Here is a 17,447-nt window from a genome sequence, read left to right as displayed (position 1 = left end):
CGGCACTGGCCAAGTGTCGGGTCTTTTGGACGGTGGGGCTGATTTAAAAGTCGGCCGCTTCCCGCCTTCGGCAAAGGCGAAGCTTAGAGCCAGCCGATCGTTCCATTGTCGATCTTCAAAATCCTGTCCTGAGGAATAGCCCCAAGGGCGGCCTCTTCCGCGTCCATGGCGCCGCAGAGCTTGAACAGCGTGCGGATGACGCCGCCATGGCTGACGCAGACGGTCGGCGCCGAAACGCTGGATAGCCATGCGCCGACGCGCCAGGAGAGGATCTCGTAGCTTTCGGCATCCGGACCGGGCGGGATGAAATCCCATTTCGACAGTTCGCGTTCCGCCACCCGCTCGGGCATTTCCCGCTCGAGTTCGGCCATCGTGTAGCCTTCCCAATCGCCGAAAGAAACTTCCTTCAGCCGGTCGTCCATCCGGTAGCCGGCGCGGGCAAGCCCCATCGCCTCGCGCATGAGTTCCATCGTCTCGCGGGTGCGGTGAAGCGGACTTGCGACGAAATCGAATCTTTCAGCCTCATCGCCGAGAACAGCCAGAAGCGCGCGGCCATTGCCGCTGGCTTGCCGCCGTCCGGTATCGTTGAGCGGAATATCCTTCTGACCCTGCATGCGGATTTGCGCATTCCAGTCGGTCTGGCCGTGGCGGATCATGTAGATGGTCACGGAGACACTCCGGGGCAGGGGGCTGAAAAGCCCGACGCGAGGAGCCGGGACACCCGTCTGTTCGAGAGCCCCGGAGTTTTTGCAGGCGGATCAGTCCTTGACGACGGCGATATCCGGCGCGTCGACGGCCTTCATGCCGACGACATGGTAGCCGCTATCGGCATGATGAATTTCACCGGTGACCGAGCGCGACAGATCCGATAGCATGTAGAGGCCGACATCGCCGACTTCCTCGATGGTGACGGTGCGGCGCAGCGGCGCGTTGTACTCGTTCCACTTGAGGATATATCGGAAGTCGCCGATGCCGGAGGCTGCAAGCGTCTTGATCGGGCCGGCCGAGATCGCGTTGACGCGGATGTTCTTCGGGCCGAGATCGACGGCCAGATACTTGACGCTGGCTTCGAGTGCGGCCTTTGCGACGCCCATGACGTTGTAGTTCGGCATCACCTTCTCGGCGCCGTAATAGGTCATGGTCAGCATCGAGCCGCCATCGGTCATCAGTTTTTCCGCCCGCCGTGCGACGGCGGTGAAGGAATAGACCGAGATGTTCATCGTCAGGGCGAAGTTTGCCGCCGAGGTATCGACGTAGCGGCCGGTCAGTTCGTCCTTGTCGGAAAAGCCGATGGCGTGCACGAGGAAGTCGATCTTGCCCCAGGTTTTCTCCAGGTGTTCGAACACCGCGTCGATGGTGGATTCATCGCTGACGTCGCAATGGCCGGCCATGATGGCACCAAGTTCCTCGGCTAGCGGTTCGACCCGCTTCTTCAGGGCGTCACCCTGATAGGTGAATGCCAGTTCGCCGCCCTGCGCGTGAATTGCCTTGGCAATGCCCCATGCGATCGACCGGTTGTTTGCGACCCCCATGATGAGGCCGCGTTTGCCTGTCATCAGACCGGATGTTTGCGACATGATGTTATGCCCCCAATAAAGCCTATGCTTTCATCAGTCAGGCATTGGCCGACTGGAATTCGCATATGTTGAACCTGCCGGAACCTTCGCGCCCATTGCGGTCGCGTCGGCTCTGAATTTTTCGAGCATTGGCTATGACATAGCCGTCCCGGTGGTTCAAGCGCGGGGGAGATCAGGAACTGTTAGTCCCCGTAATATTGGGTCAGCGGTCAAAGCGTCCGCAGCCGTCCACGCATTTTGCCGCAAAACCCTTACAGGAACAAGCCGTTGCGCAGGCTGCGCATCAGATCGGTGACCTTTTCATCCGGCTTTTCCCACAGCATCAGCCGCAGTTCCACCAGAAGGTCGCCGCGTTTGCCGTCTGCTGCCGGCAGGCCGTGGCCCGCAAGCCGGATCACATGGTCGGAACCGGACCAAGCCGGAATGGTCACGCTGACCGGGCCGGTCAGGGTCTCCACTGTCATGTCGCATCCAAGGATCGCGTCCTGGATATTGACGGGCAGGGTGGTGCGCAGGTCTGTCCCATCGGTGCGGAAGCGGCCGTCCTGGAGGACGCGCACGGCAACGACGACATCGCCGCGTTGCATGCCGTTCAACCGGTACCCCATCTCCTTGAGGCGCACGATGCTGCCGTCGGTGGTGCCGGCGGGCAGCGCGACCTTGAGTGTCTGTCCGTCGGGCAGCGTTGCCGTTGCCTTTTCGCGGCGGAAAATATCCTCGATCGAGACCGTGACGTCGCAGAAGATGTCCGGCACCTTGTCAGCCGCTGGTTTGCCGGCAGCGCCGCGAATCCGCCGGACGATGGCCGAGACCAGTTCTGCGGCTGGTGCTGCGGCGCGCGGAAAGCCGCCGAAGATGGGCATCTTGTCGGCCGGCTCGGACTTCGCTTCCGTGCTGGCTTCGGGCTCGGCCGCCGCCTCTGCCCTTGGCTCGGGTCTTGGTTCGGGCCTGGGTTCCGGCTTCGCTTCCGCCTGCGGTGCCGCCGCTGCCGGTTTCTTCTCTTGCGGGCGGGCGTTCTGTGCCTTTGCCCGGTCGTCTGCACCGAAAATGCGCGAGATCATGTCTTCGGCGGTTTCCGGATCGATGGTTTCTTCGTCCGTGCCGCGCGCCTTGCGCTTCATCTCTTCCATGCGGCGCAGTTCGGCCTCGCGGCGGGCATAGTCGTAGCGGTTGCGCAGCTTCGGATCCTTCAGCACCTCGTAGGCGCGACCGGCCTCGGCAAAACGCTGGGTAGCCAGCGGATCGTCCTGGTTCTGGTCGGGATGCACGGCTTTTGCCACGGACCGCCAGGCGGCCTTGATCTCGTCCGGTCCGGCATTGCGTCTGACGCCGAGCACTGAATAGGGATCACGCATCTATCTCACCGCCCTTGAAAGCCGATGCCGCGTCCAGCGGTTCTTTCAGCCTGTTGAAACAATCGGAAAGCCGCGTTCTGACGGTCTTGTCCCTTTGCCGGTGATGATGAGAAGCTGCTGCTTAAATTCCGGTTAGCTGCGGGCCTGCGCCGGTTGTGTAAATGGCCCCGGGCCGCGTCTTTGTTGCAGCGTGGTTAATGCGCGGTAGCGAAGGGCACCCACCCCGCCGTCAGCTGCGCGGGCCAAAACTGGTCAGATACCATTCGCCGTTGCCGAGCAGGCAGGTATTGCCGTCGAATTTGGCGATGCCCTGATAGGAATGGCGGGTGGTGGTGAACCGGCGGCAGGTGGTGCCGTTGACCTGCTCCTCGGAAATGCTGCTGATCACCCCCGCGCTGCCGGAGCTCGAATTCGCCCAGGGAATGGGGTTTCCGGCAATCCTCGTCACATCGGCGGATGACACGGCGTTCCTGACGGTGAGCGCGTCGGAATTGTCTTCGCCGTTGCGGACGGAGGGCACGGAATTGGTCGCGACGGTTCTGTCGACATCGGGAGTTCCGGAAAAATCAAGACCGCCGAGGCATCCCGAAAGGGTTGTCGTGGCCAGGCACACTGCGGCAATCCCGCTCAACCGGGATAAAACCTTTGTGTCCTCTATCCACTTTGCTATGTCTTGCAATGGCATACCTGTCAGACTGGAAAGAGCGGCTTCAAGGTCCTAAGACGCAACGTGCAAGCTCTGACATTTATTGTTCGGCGGGCGGGACCGCGTCCCCGCCACACGTTACGGCATTGGATGGCAATATGAGTGAGACTGGGTTAACAACTGGTGACTTCACGCAAGAGAATGAGCCTTTTTCTCTTTTTGGCACGTGGCTGAAGGAAGCGCAGGCCGCAGAAATCAACGATCCCAATGCCTTGGCGCTCGCCACCGTGGACGCTGATGGCCTGCCGGATGTGCGCATGGTGCTCTTGAAGGACTTCGACCAGCGTGGTTTCGTCTTCTACACCAATTTCGAAAGCCAGAAGGGAGAGGAAATTCTCGCCAGCATGAAGGCAGCCATGTGTTTCCACTGGAAAACGCTGCGCCGGCAGGTGCGCGTGCGCGGGCCGGTGGAGATCGTCAGCAATGAAGAAGCCGACGAATATTACAAGACGCGGGCGCGCGGCAGCCGTATCGGTGCTTGGGCGTCAAAACAGTCGCGGCCGCTCGAAAGCCGGTTTGCGCTGGAAAAAGCCGTTGCCGAATACACGCTGAAATATGCCATCGGCGAGATTCCGCGTCCCGCCCACTGGTCGGGTTTCCGCATCAAGCCGACCTCGATCGAGTTCTGGAAGGACGGGGCTTTCCGTCTGCACGACCGGATCGAATTCCGCCGCGACGGAGCGGAAGGCGATTGGAACAAGGTGCGGATGTATCCGTGACCGCAGCGCCCCCTTAGCGCATTCCCATCAGCTTGAAGGCGATGCCCGATGCCAGTGCGCTGACATAGCCCGCCTTCTGAAAATGGCCGTTGAGCGAGATGCGCGGTAGGGCCGCGGTGTTGACTGTATCGGACAGCGTTCCCGGTTGCGTCGTCACGGCGGTGGTGAAGCCAAGGTTGGCGGCCAGCCGGTGGTCGCGGGCCGAGACCGCGCTGGCAAAGCCATAGGGATAGGCAAGCGATTTTGGCCGGTATCCGGTGATCTGTTCCACCCTCCGGGCCGAAAGGTCTATTTCCGCGCGCGCCGTTTCGTCGCTCAGGCGCGTCACTGAACGATGGCTGATCGTATGCGCGCCAAGGCTGGCGAGCGGATTTTCGATCAGCGCCTTGAGGCCGGCCTCGTCCAGCGTCATAGCGGCGGTTATTTTGATGGCATCGATTCCGAGTGTCTGGGCCGTCTGGTTCAAGCGGGCGATCGCGGTGGCTTCGTCGATCGAATGAACGAAGTCGGCGAACCTGTCGAAGGCTGCCTGTTTCTCATGCAGGCTGCCGAGCGCGACAGTTTCTTTGCCTGCGCCGAAGTCGAAACTCAGCTGCGATTGCCCCTCCAGCAGATCGGCGAGTGTTTCCCACCAGAGCGTATGGGTGCGATCGATAAAGCCGCCGGCGACAAACACGGTAAAGGGCACACCGTGCCTGGAGAAAATCGGGGCGGCATGGTCGAGGTTGTTGCGATAGCCGTCATCCAGCGTGAAAATAGCAACCGGCCGGCGGTCGCCGGAAGCGAGATGGGCCGGCAAGGCATCCAGGGCGATGAACCGGTATTCGTCGCGTTTCAACACCGTGATGGTCATATCCAAAAATTCCGGCGTGATCTCCAGATGGGCATTGGGATCAAAGGCACGGGCTTGTTTCGGTCGGACGTGATGGAGCGTGAAGATCGCGCCGCGCCCGCGCGCCTGCCGCATCAATCCAAGAGAATGCAACAGCCCGGCGATCGTCAGGCCGCCGGTAATGGCCGAACGTTTGGCAGCCTGTCGCAGCATGGTTTTCAAGAGTGTTCCCCGGCGTAAATGTCGAGAAGGAACCTTAGCGGCGGCGGCGTTAACACCGGCTGAATGGCAGAGTGGCGGGCCGTTGGAAAACGAAGAAGGCGGACCGCTTTAACGATCCGCCTTCCATTATTGTAGGAGCTGCGTGCTGTTAACGAGCCAGGACGCCATCAACTTCGTCACGCTGGCGACCACCAAGGGCTGCCCCAACAGCGGCAACAAAACCGCCGATCAGCAGGGAGAGGGCGCCGAACAGGGCGATGGACGCGCTGGCCTTGCGTGCCGTCTCCGCAGCTTCGGTCGCCGCCACCTTGGCATCATCGATGCTTTTCAAGACGCCATCGACACGGGCTTTGGCTTCCGCTTCCGGAAGACCGGTCTTGGCTGCGACTAGCTGATCGAGATAGGTGCGGTCACCAGCCGACATTTCACCGTTTGCGGCGCTGGTGAAAAGGATGCGCGAGATCTGGCCTGCCGTGTCGTCGGCAGCGGTACCGGCAAGTGCGGTAGCCGGGGTGGCCGGTCGCAACAGGCTATCGACAAAGTAGGACGTCGCATTGCTGCCCGCATCCGACGAAGCTGCCGCAGCACCTGCGGCCGTAGCACCGGCGGTCACGGTTGCAGTTGCCTGCACGCCGGCACCGACTGTCGCGGAGATGGCTGAACCCAGGGCACCGGCGACGATCAATGTCGCTAAGGCCCAGGCGAGGACGCCGTGCGCAGTGTCACGAAAGAACACTTCATCGCGGTTGACACCCGTCCATTTCGTCCGCAGACGGCCGGCGATATAGCCGCCGAAACCGGCAGACGCCCATTGCACGATGATCAGCCAGATCGCCGTGGTTATGGCAAAGGTCGTCAAGGACGCGCCTTGCGATGAGAATGGGGAGACCATGCTGAGGCCAATGCCGGAGCCGAGCAGCGTCAGAACGATCGTGATCGCAGCCGCACCCACGGCGCCTGCGATAATTGCACCCCAGCTCACGGCGGAATCCGATGATTCGATGGTGGTGCCGGCTGGTACCGTTGAAACCGGGATTGTCATCGCGCCACCTATCGGAAGAACAGAGCGAGAAGAATGATAATAGGGATCGGAATCCCCAGCAGCCAGAGCAAAATTCCGCGTCCCATGATGTATCTCCACTTGCATTGAACAGGCCGCAATTTCAGTCGGTTATGCGGCGTGCCCGGTTAACGCGGACAAGTGAGTTTGGTTCCGCGACCGATGAAAATCGCAAAATGGCGCGGTCGCGGGAGAAAAGGTCCTGTCCGGCGGTTCCTGATCGCTCAAGGCCCGCCGAACGGGCTCAACGTTAAATCTTCGTTTACCACTGCGGTAAAAGTCGTCGCGTAAAACCGCAATCCGCCGCAAAGTTGCAGCAAAGCCACGGCTCTGTCGCAAAACGATACAAGTGCGCGCCCGGGTGCGGGTGCCTTCGAAATGGGGGCCGACATGACGACTTTCCGATGCCTGCTTTTGGCGATCCTGGCGTTCGCATCCGGACCGGCCATGGCGTGGGCGGGCAGCGCCGCGATCATCATCGACGCCCGCACCGGCAAAGTGCTGTCTGCGGAAAATCCCGACACGCTCAACCATCCGGCCTCGCTGACCAAGATGATGTCGCTCTACCTCACCTTCGAGGCCCTGCGCAGTGGAAAGATCAGATGGGATACCCCGATTAAGGTGTCGAAGACGGCGGCGGCCAAGCCGCCTATGCGGCTGGGGCTCAAGGCCGGCACGTCGCTGACCGTTCGCGAGGCGGTGCTCGGCATGATCGTCCGCTCCGGCAACGACGCGGCCGCCGCCATGGCCGAGAAGCTCGGGGGCACGGAAGCCAATTTTGCCAAGGCGATGACGCGGAAGGCGCGCCAGCTGGGCATGAGCCGGACCGTCTTCATCAACGCTTCGGGCCTGCCGGCCGGTGCCCAAGTAACGACGGCACGCGACATGTCGACGCTGGCGATCGCGCTGATGCGCGACTTTCCCCGGGAGTATAAACTGTTTGCCACCCAGAGCTTCGTCTTTCGCGGCCGCAAGGTTCGCGGCCACAACAACCTGATGTATCGCTATGACGGCATGGACGGAATCAAGACCGGCTATACCAATGCCTCGGGCTTCAACCTGGTCAGCGCCGTGCGCCACGGCAACCGGCGCGTGGTCGGCGTGGTGCTCGGTGGCCGTACCGCCAAAAGCCGAGACAACAGGATGGCAGCCCTTCTGGACCGCCATCTGGGCAAGGCTTCGAACGCGGCCAGCCGCACGCTGGTGGCTGCGGCCAAGACCCGTGGCACCGTGGAGGTCGCTGCCATTGGCGCATCCGATGTCCCATTGCCCTTTGCCGCGCCCACGCGCCAGGGCGGCGATGCCGTTGCGGCGCTGATCGCCGCGTCGCACGCGACAATCCCGGCCGAGCGTCCAGCGGTCATCGACGAGCTTGAGAATACCGCAGACGTCTTGCCTGCAGGCACCTGGCAAATCCAGATTTCGGCCGCACCGACGCAAGAGGCAGCGCGTGCGCTGCTGGCGCAGGCAAGATCGGTTGCGGGAAAGACGCTGAAATCAGCCTCGCCCTATACGGAGGCTGTCGGTAACGGCGCCGGCGCCATCTACCGCGCCCGGTTCGTCGGGTTCGATAGCCGCGAGGAGGCCGATGCTGCCTGCGACTGGTTGAAGCGGCACTCCTACGACTGCATGCTTTTGCCGGCGCGCGGCTGAGGGGAGGGTAATCTGAAGGTCGGCACCCGGCGCTCATCGCCGCCGGGTTTCGCCAAAAAAACCGATCAGGCCTGCGTGCCGCCGACCGTCATTTCGTTCATCCGCAGATGCGGCTGGCCGACGCCGACGGGCACCCACTGGCCGCCCTTGCCGCAATTGCCCATGCCGGTATCGAGCTTCATGTCGTTGCCGATCATGGTGATCCGCTGCATCGCATCCGGCCCGTTGCCGATCAGCATGGCGCCCTTTACCGGCGCGCCGATCTTGCCATTGTCGATCAGGTAGGCTTCGGTGCAGCCGAAGACGAACTTGCCGGAGGTGATATCCACCTGGCCGCCGCCGAACGAGACGGCATAGATGCCCTTCTTGACCGAAGCGATGATCTCTTCCGGGCTCTTGTCGCCGCCGAGCATATAGGTGTTGGTCATGCGCGGCATCGGCACATGCGCGTAGGATTCGCGCCGTCCGTTGCCGGTCGCCTTCATGCCCATCAGCCGGGCGTTCTGGCGGTCCTGCATGTAGCCCACCAGCTTGCCGTCGTCGATCAGCACGTTATAGGCGGAAGGCGTTCCCTCGTCATCGATGGTCAGCGAGCCCCGGCGGCTCTCGATCGTGCCGTCATCGACGACGGTCACGCCCTTGGCCGCGACCTGTTGACCGAGCAGCCCGGCGAAGGCCGAGGTCTTCTTGCGATTGAAATCGCCTTCCAGCCCGTGCCCGACCGCCTCATGCAGCATGACGCCCGGCCAGCCGGAGGACAGCACCACATCCATGGTGCCGGCCGGCGCATCGATGGCTTCGAGATTGACCAGGGCCTGGCGCAGGGCTTCGTCGGCGCCGCGCTGCCAGTTGTCGACAGCGACAAAATCGCCAAAGCCGCGACGGCCGCCGACGCCATAGGAGCCGGCTTCCTGCCGGTCGCCTTCGCCAACCACGACGGAGATGTTGAGGCGCGTCATCGGGCGGATATCGTGCATGCGCTCGCCATCGGCCCGCAGGATATCGACCACCTGCCAGCTGGCGGCGATCGAGGCGGTGACCTGCCGGACCTTCGGATCCTTGGCGCGCAGATAGGCGTCGATCTCCTGCAACAGCGAAACCTTGGCCTCGAAGCTCGGTTCGCCGATCGGGTTCTCGTCGCCATAGAGTTTCTTGTTGGTGCGCTGGGGGGCTGCGGCATACGTGCCGGAATAACCGCGCGTGACGGCGCCGACCGCATCGGCCGCCCGCTTCAGCGCCGACAGCGACAGATCGCCCGCATGCGCATAGCCGACCGCTTCGCCGGCGACTGCGCGCAGGCCAAACCCCTGGTCGGTGTTGAAGCTGCCGCCCTTCAGACGGCCATTGTCGAAGGACAGCGATTCCGACTGGCTATGCTCGATGAACAGTTCCCCGTCATCGGCGCCCGCCAATGTCTGCGCCAATACCTCGCGAATGGCAGCCTCGTCGCTGTCGAACAGTTTGATGAGATCGGTGTTCATGGGCGAAGCTCCGCAACGTGTATGATTGTTCCCATGTAGAGACGCGTCACCATGGCCGCAAGTTTTGAGTGCGGGGTCAGCCGTTATTATTGACAGGCCGGTTCGGGGGATTATGTTACATGTAACGAATAGGAGCTGACGCAGATGGCAAAGGCTTTGAGCGAGCGTGTTCAGCAGAGAAGGGACGCCATGCGGGCGGCCGGTCTTCGGCCGCTGCAGATTTGGGTGCCGGATTCCCGAAAGGCGGGTTTTGCAGCCGAGTGCCGGCGCCAATCCATGGTCATTGCCCAGGCCGAGGCCGCAGATGATGACCTTGCGGGATTTATGGATGCCGCTTTTGCCGATCTGAGCGAGATCGAAGAATGAAGCGGGGCGATCTTGTGACCATCGCTTTGCCAGGGGATTTCGGCAAACCGCGTCCCGCGCTGATCATTCAATCCGATCTCTTCGACCAGGCGCCGACAGTGACCGTATTGCTTATTTCGGGAACACTGCAGGATACGCCGCTTCTGCGCCTTTCCGTCGAGCCCGACGACGAAAACGGTTTGCGCAAGCCGTCGCAGATTATGGTCGACAAGGTGATGACGATGCGCAGGGACAAAGTCGGCGCGCCGTTCGGTAAACTCAACGCGGAGACGATGGTTTCCGTCAACCGCCTGCTGGCCGTATTCCTCGGATTTGCCTGAATGCCTTACGGCAGCGCGTCGTAGCCTTCGCCAAAACCCTTCAGATCGACGGGGATGCCGATGCCTTCTTCAGGGGACTGGAAGACGATGAAGGTCGCCTGTGCGCCGGACCGGAAGGTTTTCAACAGTTCGTCTTCCAGAACCACTTCGGCATAGCAGCCGTCGGAAAAGCAGCGGACGAAATAGGCGCGGCCGATATCCTTGCCATCGACATTGAGGCCAAGGCCGTTCGGCAGAAGCACGCCGAGCGGGGCCAAAACGCGAAGAATCTTCGCCTTGCGGTCCGCCGTCTTCAGGACGACGACCGAGAGGCCGACTTCGGGCCGGTCTTCGGCAATGACGTTCTGCATCAGCGCGCACTGCTCGGCGGTTGCCCCCGCCGGCTGGTCGCAGACGATCGACCACGCGCCGTGGTTGGATTTCACGGTGCCGGGTGTACCTGGCTGTTGTGCTCCGGGCTGTTGGGCTGCTGCCGTGTAGGAAAAGAGTGTGGCAGCAAGTCCGAACGCCGCGATCGGCAGCCGGGAAAGGAGGGACAGGCCCATGTAAACCTCAAACTTAAGAATCAGTCTGGCTATTCTTGAAGGGCGTAGCCGCAAATGAAAAGCCCTGCGCGGTACATTCCAGCCCGGTGTGGCGGAAATGGGGCTCCTGAACAGGCCTAAAACGGCAAGTCGGCTCCGATACAGGCTGTAAGACGCTGCCGTGGGAGTGCCTGTCGCTCCTTATATATGGTATAGGGACGGGGCGACTGGCGTAAATGCTCAAGCCCAACAGCGCCACTTCTCGCGCTGGCGGTATTCGTAAGGCCCGCAGGGCCTTAACAGTTTGTGTGAAAAGCGTCGTTTGCGCAAAATGCCGCATGGGCTTGAATGGACAGATGTTGCGGCGTTCATCAAACTGTGGTTTGAAGCGCTTCAGTATGGCTAAGGATTCTGCGTTACGGTTTGATCCTGATCAAGCGCCCAGGGAGACACTATAGTGAAAAACAAGGCTTTTGCAGTTTTGGCATCGATTGCCTGTCTGCTCTTTGCTTCGAATGCTTTGGCTGACAAGCCGGTCGCATGGCAGACCAATTTTCAGACCGCAGCAACCGGAATCATGGAAGAAATTACATGGTTCGAGCATTACACGCTCTGGTTCATCATTCCGATCACGCTTTTCGTCCTGGCGCTGCTGATCTGGATCGTGTTCCGGTTCCGCGAAAGCAAGAATCCGGTCCCGTCCAAGACCAGCCATAACACGGCAATCGAAATCGTCTGGACGCTTGGCCCGGTCGTCGTTCTCCTGTTCCTGGCGATCCCGTCCTTCCAGCTTCTGACCGCGCAGCTGACGCCGCCGGAAAATCCGGACATCACGCTGAAGGCGACAGGCAACCAGTGGTACTGGTCCTACGAATACGAGGTCGGCGAAACCCCGCTCTCCTTCGATAGCCTGATGATGAAGGAAGAAGACCGCGCGACGCTCGGCAAGGAAGACAAGCACGAATATCCGCGTCTTCTTGCCGTCGATAACGAAGTCGTCGTTCCCGTCGGCAAGACCGTCCGCGTTCTGGTGACTGCAGCCGACGTCATCCACGCCTTCGCCATGCCGGCCTTCGGCGTGAAGATCGACGCCGTTCCTGGCCGTCTCAACGAAACCTGGTTCAAGGCTGAGCGCGAAGGTCTCTACTACGGCCAGTGTTCCGAGCTCTGCGGCAAGGACCATGCCTATATGCCGATCGCCATCCGTGTGGTCAGCGAAGACAAGTACAACACTTGGCTCGCTGCCGCCGCCACCAATGTGGGTGAGGCGAACAAGGCACTCATGGCTTCCATCGACGGCGCGGCCAAGACCGTAGACGTCGCTGAAAACGCCGCACAGTAATTCGCCCGAAAAGTATTTCGAAGGGGGACAGGCCGATGGCCGGAACTACCACTACCCACGATCACCGTAATGATCACGCGCATGACCATGCGCATGATGACCATGACCACGCCCACAAGCCGCTGACTTTCTTTCAGCGCTGGTTCCTCTCGACCAACCACAAGGACATCGGCACGCTGTACCTGATCTTCGCGATTTTCGCGGGCATCATCGGCGGCACGCTGTCGGTCTTCATGCGCGCCGAGCTGCAGGAGCCGGGTATCCAGATCTTCCACGGTCTGGCGTCCATGGTCTATGGCTTCGAGGGCGATGCTGCCATCGACGGCGGCAAGCAGATGTTCAACGTCTTCACCACAGCGCATGCGCTGATCATGATCTTCTTCATGGTCATGCCGGCGCTGATCGGCGGCTTTGCCAACTGGATGGTTCCGATCATGATCGGCGCGCCGGACATGGCGTTCCCGCGCATGAACAACATTTCGTTCTGGCTGATCATCCCGGCCTTCCTGCTCGTGCTTCTGTCGATGTTCGTCGAAGGCCCGGCCGGTGGTTATGGCTCGGGAGGAGGCTGGACGGTCTATCCGCCTCTATCGACGGCGGGAACGCCAGGGCCTTCGATGGACCTCGTGATTCTTGGCCTGCACATTGCCGGTGCCTCGTCGATCCTCGGTGCGATCAACTTCATCACCACGATCCTCAACATGCGCGCTCCCGGCATGACGCTGCACAAGATGCCGCTGTTTGCCTGGTCGGTCCTGATCACCGCTTTCCTTCTGCTTCTCTCGCTGCCGGTTCTGGCAGGCGGCATCACCATGCTGCTCACCGACCGCAACTTCGGCACGTCGTTCTTCGCGCCTGAAGGCGGCGGCGACCCGATCCTGTTCCAGCACCTGTTCTGGTTCTTCGGTCACCCGGAAGTGTACATCCTGATCCTGCCCGGCTTCGGCATTGTCAGCCACATCGTCTCGACCTTCTCGAGGAAGCCGATCTTCGGTTACCTCGGCATGGCCTATGCCATGGTCGCCATCGGCGCCGTCGGCTTCATCGTCTGGGCGCACCACATGTACACCGTCGGCATGTCGCTCGACACGCAGCGCTACTTCGTCTTCGCGACGATGGTCATCGCGGTGCCGACCGGCGTGAAGATCTTCTCCTGGATTGCGACGATGTGGGGCGGTTCGATCCGCTTCACGACGCCGATGGTCTGGGCGATCGGCTTCATCTTCCTGTTCACGGTCGGCGGCGTCACCGGCGTTCAGCTCGCCAATGCCGGCCTCGACCGTTCGCTGCACGACACCTATTACGTGGTTGCCCACTTCCACTACGTTCTGTCGCTCGGTGCCGTGTTCGCGATCTTCGCCGGCTGGTACTACTGGTTCCCGAAGATGACCGGCTACATGTATTCGGAATTCATCGGCAAGCTGCACTTCTGGGTGATGTTCGTCGGCGTGAACCTGGTGTTCTTCCCGCAGCATTTCCTCGGCCTTGCCGGCATGCCGCGCCGTTACATCGACTATCCGGATGCCTATGCCGGCTGGAACGCCGTGTCGTCCTACGGTTCGTACATCTCGGCCTTCGCTGTGCTGATCTTCCTGTTCGGCGTCTTCGAAGCCTTCTCCAAGAAGCGCGTTGCCGGCGACAACCCATGGGGCGAGGGCGCTAACACGCTCGAATGGCAGCTGACATCGCCGCCGCCGTTCCACCAGTGGGAACAGCTGCCGCGCATCAAGTAAGCGCCGCATGTGATCCGAAGCCGCCGGAAACGGCGGCTTCTCGCAACGCCGGGAATGCCCGGCAACACGGCGCGATAGACGCGCCGGACGATTCCAAGGACTGGACGACATGCAGGTTATCGACAATCACGAGGCGATCGGCACGGAAGGCGGCGTTCGTCTCTCCGAAGCCTCTGCGCGCGATTACTTCGAGCTGCTGAAGCCGCGCGTCATGTCGCTGGTGGTGTTTACGGGGCTGGCCGGCATGGTCATGGCTCCGGGCCACATCAATCCTTTCATCGGTTTCATTGCCATCCTCTGTATCGCCGTGGGTGCTGGAGCTTCCGGTGCCCTCAACATGTGGTACGACGCTGATATCGACGCGATCATGACCCGCACGGCAAAGCGGCCTATTCCGGCTGGTAAGATCACCGCGAATGAGGCGCTGTCCTTCGGCATGACGCTCTCGGCGTTTTCCGTCTGCATTCTCGGCATCGTCGTCAATTGGCTGTCGGCCGGTCTGCTTGCGTTTACGATCTTCTTCTACGTGGTGATCTACACGATGTGGCTGAAGCGCTCGACGCCGCAGAACATCGTCATCGGCGGCGCTGCCGGTGCCTTCCCGCCAATGATCGGCTGGGCCTGCGTTACCAATGGCATCGCCATCGAGAGCATCGTGCTCTTCCTCATCACGTTTCTCTGGACGCCGGCCCATTTCTGGGCGCTGGCTCTGTTCAAGATGCGCGATTATGGCGCCGTCGGCGTGCCGATGCTGCCGAATGTTTCTGGCGAGGCGACCACCAAGACGCAGATCGTCATCTATGCCGTCCTGACCGCAATCATCGGCGTCGTGCCGACCATACTCGGCTTTTCGAGCATTGGTTACGGCGCTTTCGCCGCAGCCCTCGGTCTCGGGTTCATCTGGTACTCGATCGGCGTGCACCGCATGCCGGAGGGTGACGAAAAGATGGTGCCTGCCAAGAAGCTGTTTGCATTTTCGATCGTCTATCTCTTCGCGATCTTCTCCGCGCTGATGGCCGATCATCTGATTGCCACGCTGTGGCTTACCGCCGGAAAGGTTGCCTGATGGAACTCGTGACACTCACGGACGCCCAGAAGAAATCGCGTCGCGGCCGCAATATCGCGCTCGGTATCGTGCTCTTCGGCCTCGTTGCCATTTTCTATGTCGTGACGCTGATCAAGTTCAGCAACGGCATGGTTCAGTAGGGAAACGACCATGGCCCCGATCAAAACGCCAGAGCAGAAGAAGGAGCGGGCAAACGGCGTCATCGTCGCCTCCTGTCTCGCCTTCGTCGTCGGCATGACCGGCATGGCCTATGCAGCCGTGCCGCTCTACGACATGTTCTGCCGGGTGACCGGCTATAATGGCACGACCAAGCGCGTCGAGCAGGCCTCCGACGTCATTCTCGACAAGAAGATCAAGGTGACGTTCGATGCCAATATCGCCTCCGACCTGCCGTGGGTGTTCAAACCGGTGCAGCGCGAGATCGAACTGAAGATCGGCGAAACCGTGCAGATCGAGTTCGAAGCAACCAATATGGCGAAGAAGGCGACGACCGGTCAGGCGGTCTTCAACGTCACGCCGATGGCGGCAGGAGCCTATTTCAACAAGGTGGAGTGCTTCTGCTTTACCGAGACGACGCTGCAGCCGGGCGAAGACATGAAGATGCCGGTGGTGTTCTTCGTCGATCCGGAAATCGTCAAGGCGGTTGAGACCAAGGGGATCAACACGCTGACCCTGTCGTACACGTTCTACGCCCGCGAGCCGTCGAAGCCGGTTGCGGCGCTGACGGTAAAGCCGGGCGAAACTGACAACAAACTTTGACAGATCACAGTTTTCGGCTATGCCGGAAATGACGACATGAGAAAGACTTTTCGGGGATAGTCCACATGGCCGATGCGCACCAGAAAAACCACGACTACCACATCATCGATCCAAGCCCTTGGCCGCTGATCGCCTCGATCGGCGCCTTCGTCATGGCCTTCGGCGGCGTCGGCTACATGCGATACCTCTCGGGCGGCACGCTGCACCTGTTCGGCCTGAACTGGGCGCATCCGTGGTTCTTCTTCATCGGTCTCGCCGTCGTGCTCTACACGATGTACGGCTGGTGGGCTGATACGATCAAGGAAGCGCACGAGGGCCACCATACCCGCGTCGTGTCGCTGCACCTGCGTTACGGCATGATCATGTTCATCGCTTCGGAAGTGATGTTTTTCGTTGCCTGGTTCTGGGCCTATTTCGATGCCAGCCTGTTCCCGGGCGAGGCAATCCAGGCAACGCGCTCGGTCTTTACCGGCGGTGTATGGCCGCCGAAGGGCATCGAAGTTCTCGATCCCTGGCACCTGCCGCTCTACAACACCGTCATCCTTTTGCTCTCCGGCACGACGGTCACCTGGGCGCACCATGCGCTGCTGCACGGCGACCGCAAGGGTCTGATCAACGGCTTGACGCTGACGGTTCTGCTCGGCGTCCTGTTCTCGGGCGTTCAGGCCTACGAATATGCTCACGCACCGTTCGCCTTCAAGGATTCGATCTACGGCGCGACCTTCTTCATGGCGACCGGTTTCCACGGCTTCCACGTTCTGGTCGGCACGATCTTCCTGGGCATCTGCCTGATCCGCGCACTGAAGGGCGACTTTACTCCGAAGCAGCATTTCGGCTTCGAAGCCGCCGCCTGGTACTGGCACTTCGTCGACGTGGTCTGGCTGTTCCTGTTCTTCTCGATCTACGTCTGGGGCGGCTGGGGTGCCCCGATCGCTCATATGTGATCGATTGAACGCGAGACTTCCGAACGGCCGCAGCGATGCGGCCGTTTCTGTTTCAGCCCTCATGCTGAGATTGACGAGATGTATCTATTCGGATACAAATGGTCATGCTCGTATTTGAAACAACCGGTGTCTTCAGGGATTGGCTGCTTTCACTGCGGGACCAGAGGGCGAAGGCTAGAATTCTTGCACGGGTCCGCTCCGCCGAGTTCGTAATCTTGGGGACTGTTCACCGATCGGCGAGGGTGTGTCGGAGATGCGAATTCATTACGGACCCGGTTACCGTCTTTATTTCAAGCGGACCGGCGATGTCGTCTATCTGCTGTTGATCGGCGGCGACAAATCCGATCAGAAGCGGGATATCGCGGCGGCCTTGAAGATGGCGAAACATCTTCGGAAGGATCAATCATGACAACCATCGCAAGATTCGACGCATCCGAATTTCTGGACGACGATGAGCTTGTCGCAGGATATTTGACCGCTGCCATGGAGGATGAAAATCCTGATGTCTTCATCGCGGCACTTGGAGATGTCGCCAAAGCGCGGGGAATGGCAGAGATTGCCAAGGCTTCTGGGCTGGGGCGCGAAAGTCTCTACAAATCTCTTCGGGGCGGATCCAAGGCCCGGTTTGAAACGCTTCACAAGATCGTCAATACGCTGGGGTTGAAGATGACGATCGTAGCGGATCGCGCTGCTTCTTGAGGAGGCCGTCATTCCCCTTGCAAAAGGCGTCTTTGTCGCAGGCTTTGCCATTGGACGACGAGCAGAGCCGGCGTTACGTAGTCGGTTGA

20 protein-coding genes are annotated in these 17,447 nt (G+C 60.8%); 12 read left to right on the top strand and 8 right to left on the bottom strand.

The features are described from left to right. Positions 1-83 precede the first annotated feature (83 nt). From ACP7E6_RS06110 to ACP7E6_RS06095, 4 genes are all read right to left on the bottom strand, one after another. Complete coding sequence (locus tag ACP7E6_RS06110) at positions 84-668, bottom strand: histidine phosphatase family protein (RefSeq protein ID WP_426228851.1); 585 nt, start codon at positions 666-668, stop codon at positions 84-86. Between the two features lie 90 nt (positions 669-758). Then, a complete protein-coding gene (gene fabI / locus ACP7E6_RS06105; protein ID WP_426228850.1) occupies positions 759-1,577 on the bottom strand; it encodes an enoyl-ACP reductase FabI in 819 nt (272 codons plus the stop codon). Positions 1,578-1,828: 251 nt separating this feature from the next. Continuing rightward, positions 1,829-2,932, bottom strand: coding sequence for a DnaJ C-terminal domain-containing protein (locus ACP7E6_RS06100; RefSeq protein WP_426228849.1), 1,104 nt, complete (start codon positions 2,930-2,932; stop codon positions 1,829-1,831). Positions 2,933-3,161: 229 nt separating this feature from the next. Continuing rightward, a complete protein-coding gene (locus ACP7E6_RS06095; protein ID WP_426125070.1) occupies positions 3,162-3,611 on the bottom strand; it encodes an RT0821/Lpp0805 family surface protein in 450 nt (149 codons plus the stop codon). Between the two features lie 125 nt (positions 3,612-3,736). Between ACP7E6_RS06095 and pdxH the strand changes: the two genes are divergently transcribed. Beyond that, positions 3,737-4,357 (top strand): pyridoxamine 5'-phosphate oxidase, encoded by a 621-nt coding sequence (gene pdxH, locus ACP7E6_RS06090; RefSeq protein ID WP_426228848.1) that lies wholly within the window; start codon positions 3,737-3,739, stop codon positions 4,355-4,357. A 13-nt stretch (positions 4,358-4,370) separates the two neighbouring features. On the opposite strand, the gene ACP7E6_RS06085 is transcribed toward pdxH, so the two are convergent. Then, positions 4,371-5,402 (bottom strand): polysaccharide deacetylase family protein, encoded by a 1,032-nt coding sequence (locus tag ACP7E6_RS06085; protein ID WP_426229423.1) that lies wholly within the window; start codon positions 5,400-5,402, stop codon positions 4,371-4,373. 157 nt (positions 5,403-5,559) lie between these two features. Further along, positions 5,560-6,453: a hypothetical protein gene (locus tag ACP7E6_RS06080; RefSeq protein ID WP_426228847.1), complete on the bottom strand. Its 894-nt coding sequence runs from the start codon at positions 6,451-6,453 to the stop codon at positions 5,560-5,562. Between the two features lie 408 nt (positions 6,454-6,861). Between ACP7E6_RS06080 and ACP7E6_RS06075 the strand changes: the two genes are divergently transcribed. Continuing rightward, positions 6,862-8,124, top strand: a complete 1,263-nt coding sequence (locus tag ACP7E6_RS06075) for a D-alanyl-D-alanine carboxypeptidase family protein (protein WP_426228846.1) — start codon at positions 6,862-6,864, stop codon at positions 8,122-8,124. A gap of 65 nt (positions 8,125-8,189) precedes the next feature. On the opposite strand, the gene tldD is transcribed toward ACP7E6_RS06075, so the two are convergent. Beyond that, positions 8,190-9,605 (bottom strand): metalloprotease TldD, encoded by a 1,416-nt coding sequence (gene tldD, locus ACP7E6_RS06070; protein WP_426228845.1) that lies wholly within the window; start codon positions 9,603-9,605, stop codon positions 8,190-8,192. A 144-nt stretch (positions 9,606-9,749) separates the two neighbouring features. Here tldD and ACP7E6_RS06065 point away from each other — a divergent pair, with 144 nt between their 5' ends. Then, complete coding sequence (locus ACP7E6_RS06065) at positions 9,750-9,971, top strand: antitoxin MazE family protein (protein ID WP_426228844.1); 222 nt, start codon at positions 9,750-9,752, stop codon at positions 9,969-9,971. Further along, the gene (locus ACP7E6_RS06060; RefSeq protein WP_426228843.1) at positions 9,968-10,291 is read left to right on the top strand and encodes a type II toxin-antitoxin system PemK/MazF family toxin; all 324 of its coding nucleotides are present in this window, start codon (positions 9,968-9,970) and stop codon (positions 10,289-10,291) included. The genes ACP7E6_RS06065 and ACP7E6_RS06060 overlap by 4 nt, the downstream gene beginning before the upstream one ends. Positions 10,292-10,296: 5 nt before the next feature. Here the strand turns inward: ACP7E6_RS06060 and ACP7E6_RS06055 are convergent, their stop codons facing one another. Next, positions 10,297-10,836: an invasion associated locus B family protein gene (locus ACP7E6_RS06055; protein WP_060636419.1), complete on the bottom strand. Its 540-nt coding sequence runs from the start codon at positions 10,834-10,836 to the stop codon at positions 10,297-10,299. Positions 10,837-11,272: 436 nt separating this feature from the next. On the opposite strand from ACP7E6_RS06055, the gene coxB reads away from it, so the two are divergent. The 8 genes from coxB (at position 11,273) to ACP7E6_RS06015 (ending at position 17,358) form a co-directional block, all read left to right on the top strand. Then, complete coding sequence (coxB, locus tag ACP7E6_RS06050) at positions 11,273-12,157, top strand: cytochrome c oxidase subunit II (protein ID WP_426228842.1); 885 nt, start codon at positions 11,273-11,275, stop codon at positions 12,155-12,157. 35 nt (positions 12,158-12,192) lie between these two features. Then, positions 12,193-13,890 (top strand): cytochrome c oxidase subunit I, encoded by a 1,698-nt coding sequence (gene ctaD, locus ACP7E6_RS06045; protein WP_426228841.1) that lies wholly within the window; start codon positions 12,193-12,195, stop codon positions 13,888-13,890. A gap of 109 nt (positions 13,891-13,999) precedes the next feature. Next, positions 14,000-14,956, top strand: a complete 957-nt coding sequence (locus ACP7E6_RS06040) for a heme o synthase (protein WP_426228840.1) — start codon at positions 14,000-14,002, stop codon at positions 14,954-14,956. Further along, a complete protein-coding gene (locus ACP7E6_RS06035) occupies positions 14,956-15,096 on the top strand; it encodes a hypothetical protein (protein WP_113243049.1) in 141 nt (46 codons plus the stop codon). The genes ACP7E6_RS06040 and ACP7E6_RS06035 overlap by 1 nt, the downstream gene beginning before the upstream one ends. Before the next feature lie 10 nt (positions 15,097-15,106). Beyond that, positions 15,107-15,715 carry a cytochrome c oxidase assembly protein gene (locus ACP7E6_RS06030; RefSeq protein WP_426228839.1) on the top strand — a complete coding sequence of 203 codons (609 nt, stop codon included), beginning with the start codon at positions 15,107-15,109 and terminating at the stop codon, positions 15,713-15,715. Positions 15,716-15,780: 65 nt separating this feature from the next. Further along, positions 15,781-16,659 (top strand): cytochrome c oxidase subunit 3, encoded by an 879-nt coding sequence (locus ACP7E6_RS06025; RefSeq protein ID WP_426228838.1) that lies wholly within the window; start codon positions 15,781-15,783, stop codon positions 16,657-16,659. Between the two features lie 253 nt (positions 16,660-16,912). Continuing rightward, the gene (locus tag ACP7E6_RS06020) at positions 16,913-17,068 is read left to right on the top strand and encodes a type II toxin-antitoxin system RelE/ParE family toxin (RefSeq protein ID WP_426228837.1); all 156 of its coding nucleotides are present in this window, start codon (positions 16,913-16,915) and stop codon (positions 17,066-17,068) included. Next, a complete protein-coding gene (locus tag ACP7E6_RS06015) occupies positions 17,065-17,358 on the top strand; it encodes an addiction module antidote protein (protein ID WP_426228836.1) in 294 nt (97 codons plus the stop codon). The genes ACP7E6_RS06020 and ACP7E6_RS06015 overlap by 4 nt, the downstream gene beginning before the upstream one ends. Positions 17,359-17,447: the final 89 nt, after the last annotated feature.

Source organism: Pararhizobium sp. DWP3-4, assembly GCF_049898205.1.
GTDB lineage: Bacteria > Pseudomonadota > Alphaproteobacteria > Rhizobiales > Rhizobiaceae > Pararhizobium.
Note: the sequence above shows the minus strand (reverse complement) of the source record. Positions and strands in the feature narration are given on the sequence as shown.

Bases quoted from the DNA above. Each gene is read 5' to 3' on its own strand.
- fabI (WP_426228850.1), bottom strand. From the start codon at position 1,577: ATGTCGCAAACATCCGGTCTGATGACAGGCAAACGCGGCCTCATCATG.
- ACP7E6_RS06100 (WP_426228849.1), bottom strand. From the start codon at position 2,932: ATGCGTGATCCCTATTCAGTGCTCGGCGTCAGACGCAATGCCGGACCG.
- pdxH (WP_426228848.1), top strand. From the start codon at position 3,737: ATGAGTGAGACTGGGTTAACAACTGGTGACTTCACGCAAGAGAATGAG.
- ACP7E6_RS06085 (WP_426229423.1), bottom strand. From the start codon at position 5,402: ATGCTGCGACAGGCTGCCAAACGTTCGGCCATTACCGGCGGCCTGACG.
- ACP7E6_RS06080 (WP_426228847.1), bottom strand. From the start codon at position 6,453: ATGACAATCCCGGTTTCAACGGTACCAGCCGGCACCACCATCGAATCA.
- ACP7E6_RS06075 (WP_426228846.1), top strand. From the start codon at position 6,862: ATGACGACTTTCCGATGCCTGCTTTTGGCGATCCTGGCGTTCGCATCC.
- tldD (WP_426228845.1), bottom strand. From the start codon at position 9,605: ATGAACACCGATCTCATCAAACTGTTCGACAGCGACGAGGCTGCCATT.
- ACP7E6_RS06065 (WP_426228844.1), top strand. From the start codon at position 9,750: ATGGCAAAGGCTTTGAGCGAGCGTGTTCAGCAGAGAAGGGACGCCATG.
- ACP7E6_RS06060 (WP_426228843.1), top strand. From the start codon at position 9,968: ATGAAGCGGGGCGATCTTGTGACCATCGCTTTGCCAGGGGATTTCGGC.
- ACP7E6_RS06055 (WP_060636419.1), bottom strand. From the start codon at position 10,836: ATGGGCCTGTCCCTCCTTTCCCGGCTGCCGATCGCGGCGTTCGGACTT.
- ctaD (WP_426228841.1), top strand. From the start codon at position 12,193: ATGGCCGGAACTACCACTACCCACGATCACCGTAATGATCACGCGCAT.
- ACP7E6_RS06040 (WP_426228840.1), top strand. From the start codon at position 14,000: ATGCAGGTTATCGACAATCACGAGGCGATCGGCACGGAAGGCGGCGTT.
- ACP7E6_RS06035 (WP_113243049.1), top strand. From the start codon at position 14,956: ATGGAACTCGTGACACTCACGGACGCCCAGAAGAAATCGCGTCGCGGC.
- ACP7E6_RS06030 (WP_426228839.1), top strand. From the start codon at position 15,107: ATGGCCCCGATCAAAACGCCAGAGCAGAAGAAGGAGCGGGCAAACGGC.
- ACP7E6_RS06025 (WP_426228838.1), top strand. From the start codon at position 15,781: ATGGCCGATGCGCACCAGAAAAACCACGACTACCACATCATCGATCCA.
- ACP7E6_RS06020 (WP_426228837.1), top strand. From the start codon at position 16,913: ATGCGAATTCATTACGGACCCGGTTACCGTCTTTATTTCAAGCGGACC.
- ACP7E6_RS06015 (WP_426228836.1), top strand. From the start codon at position 17,065: ATGACAACCATCGCAAGATTCGACGCATCCGAATTTCTGGACGACGAT.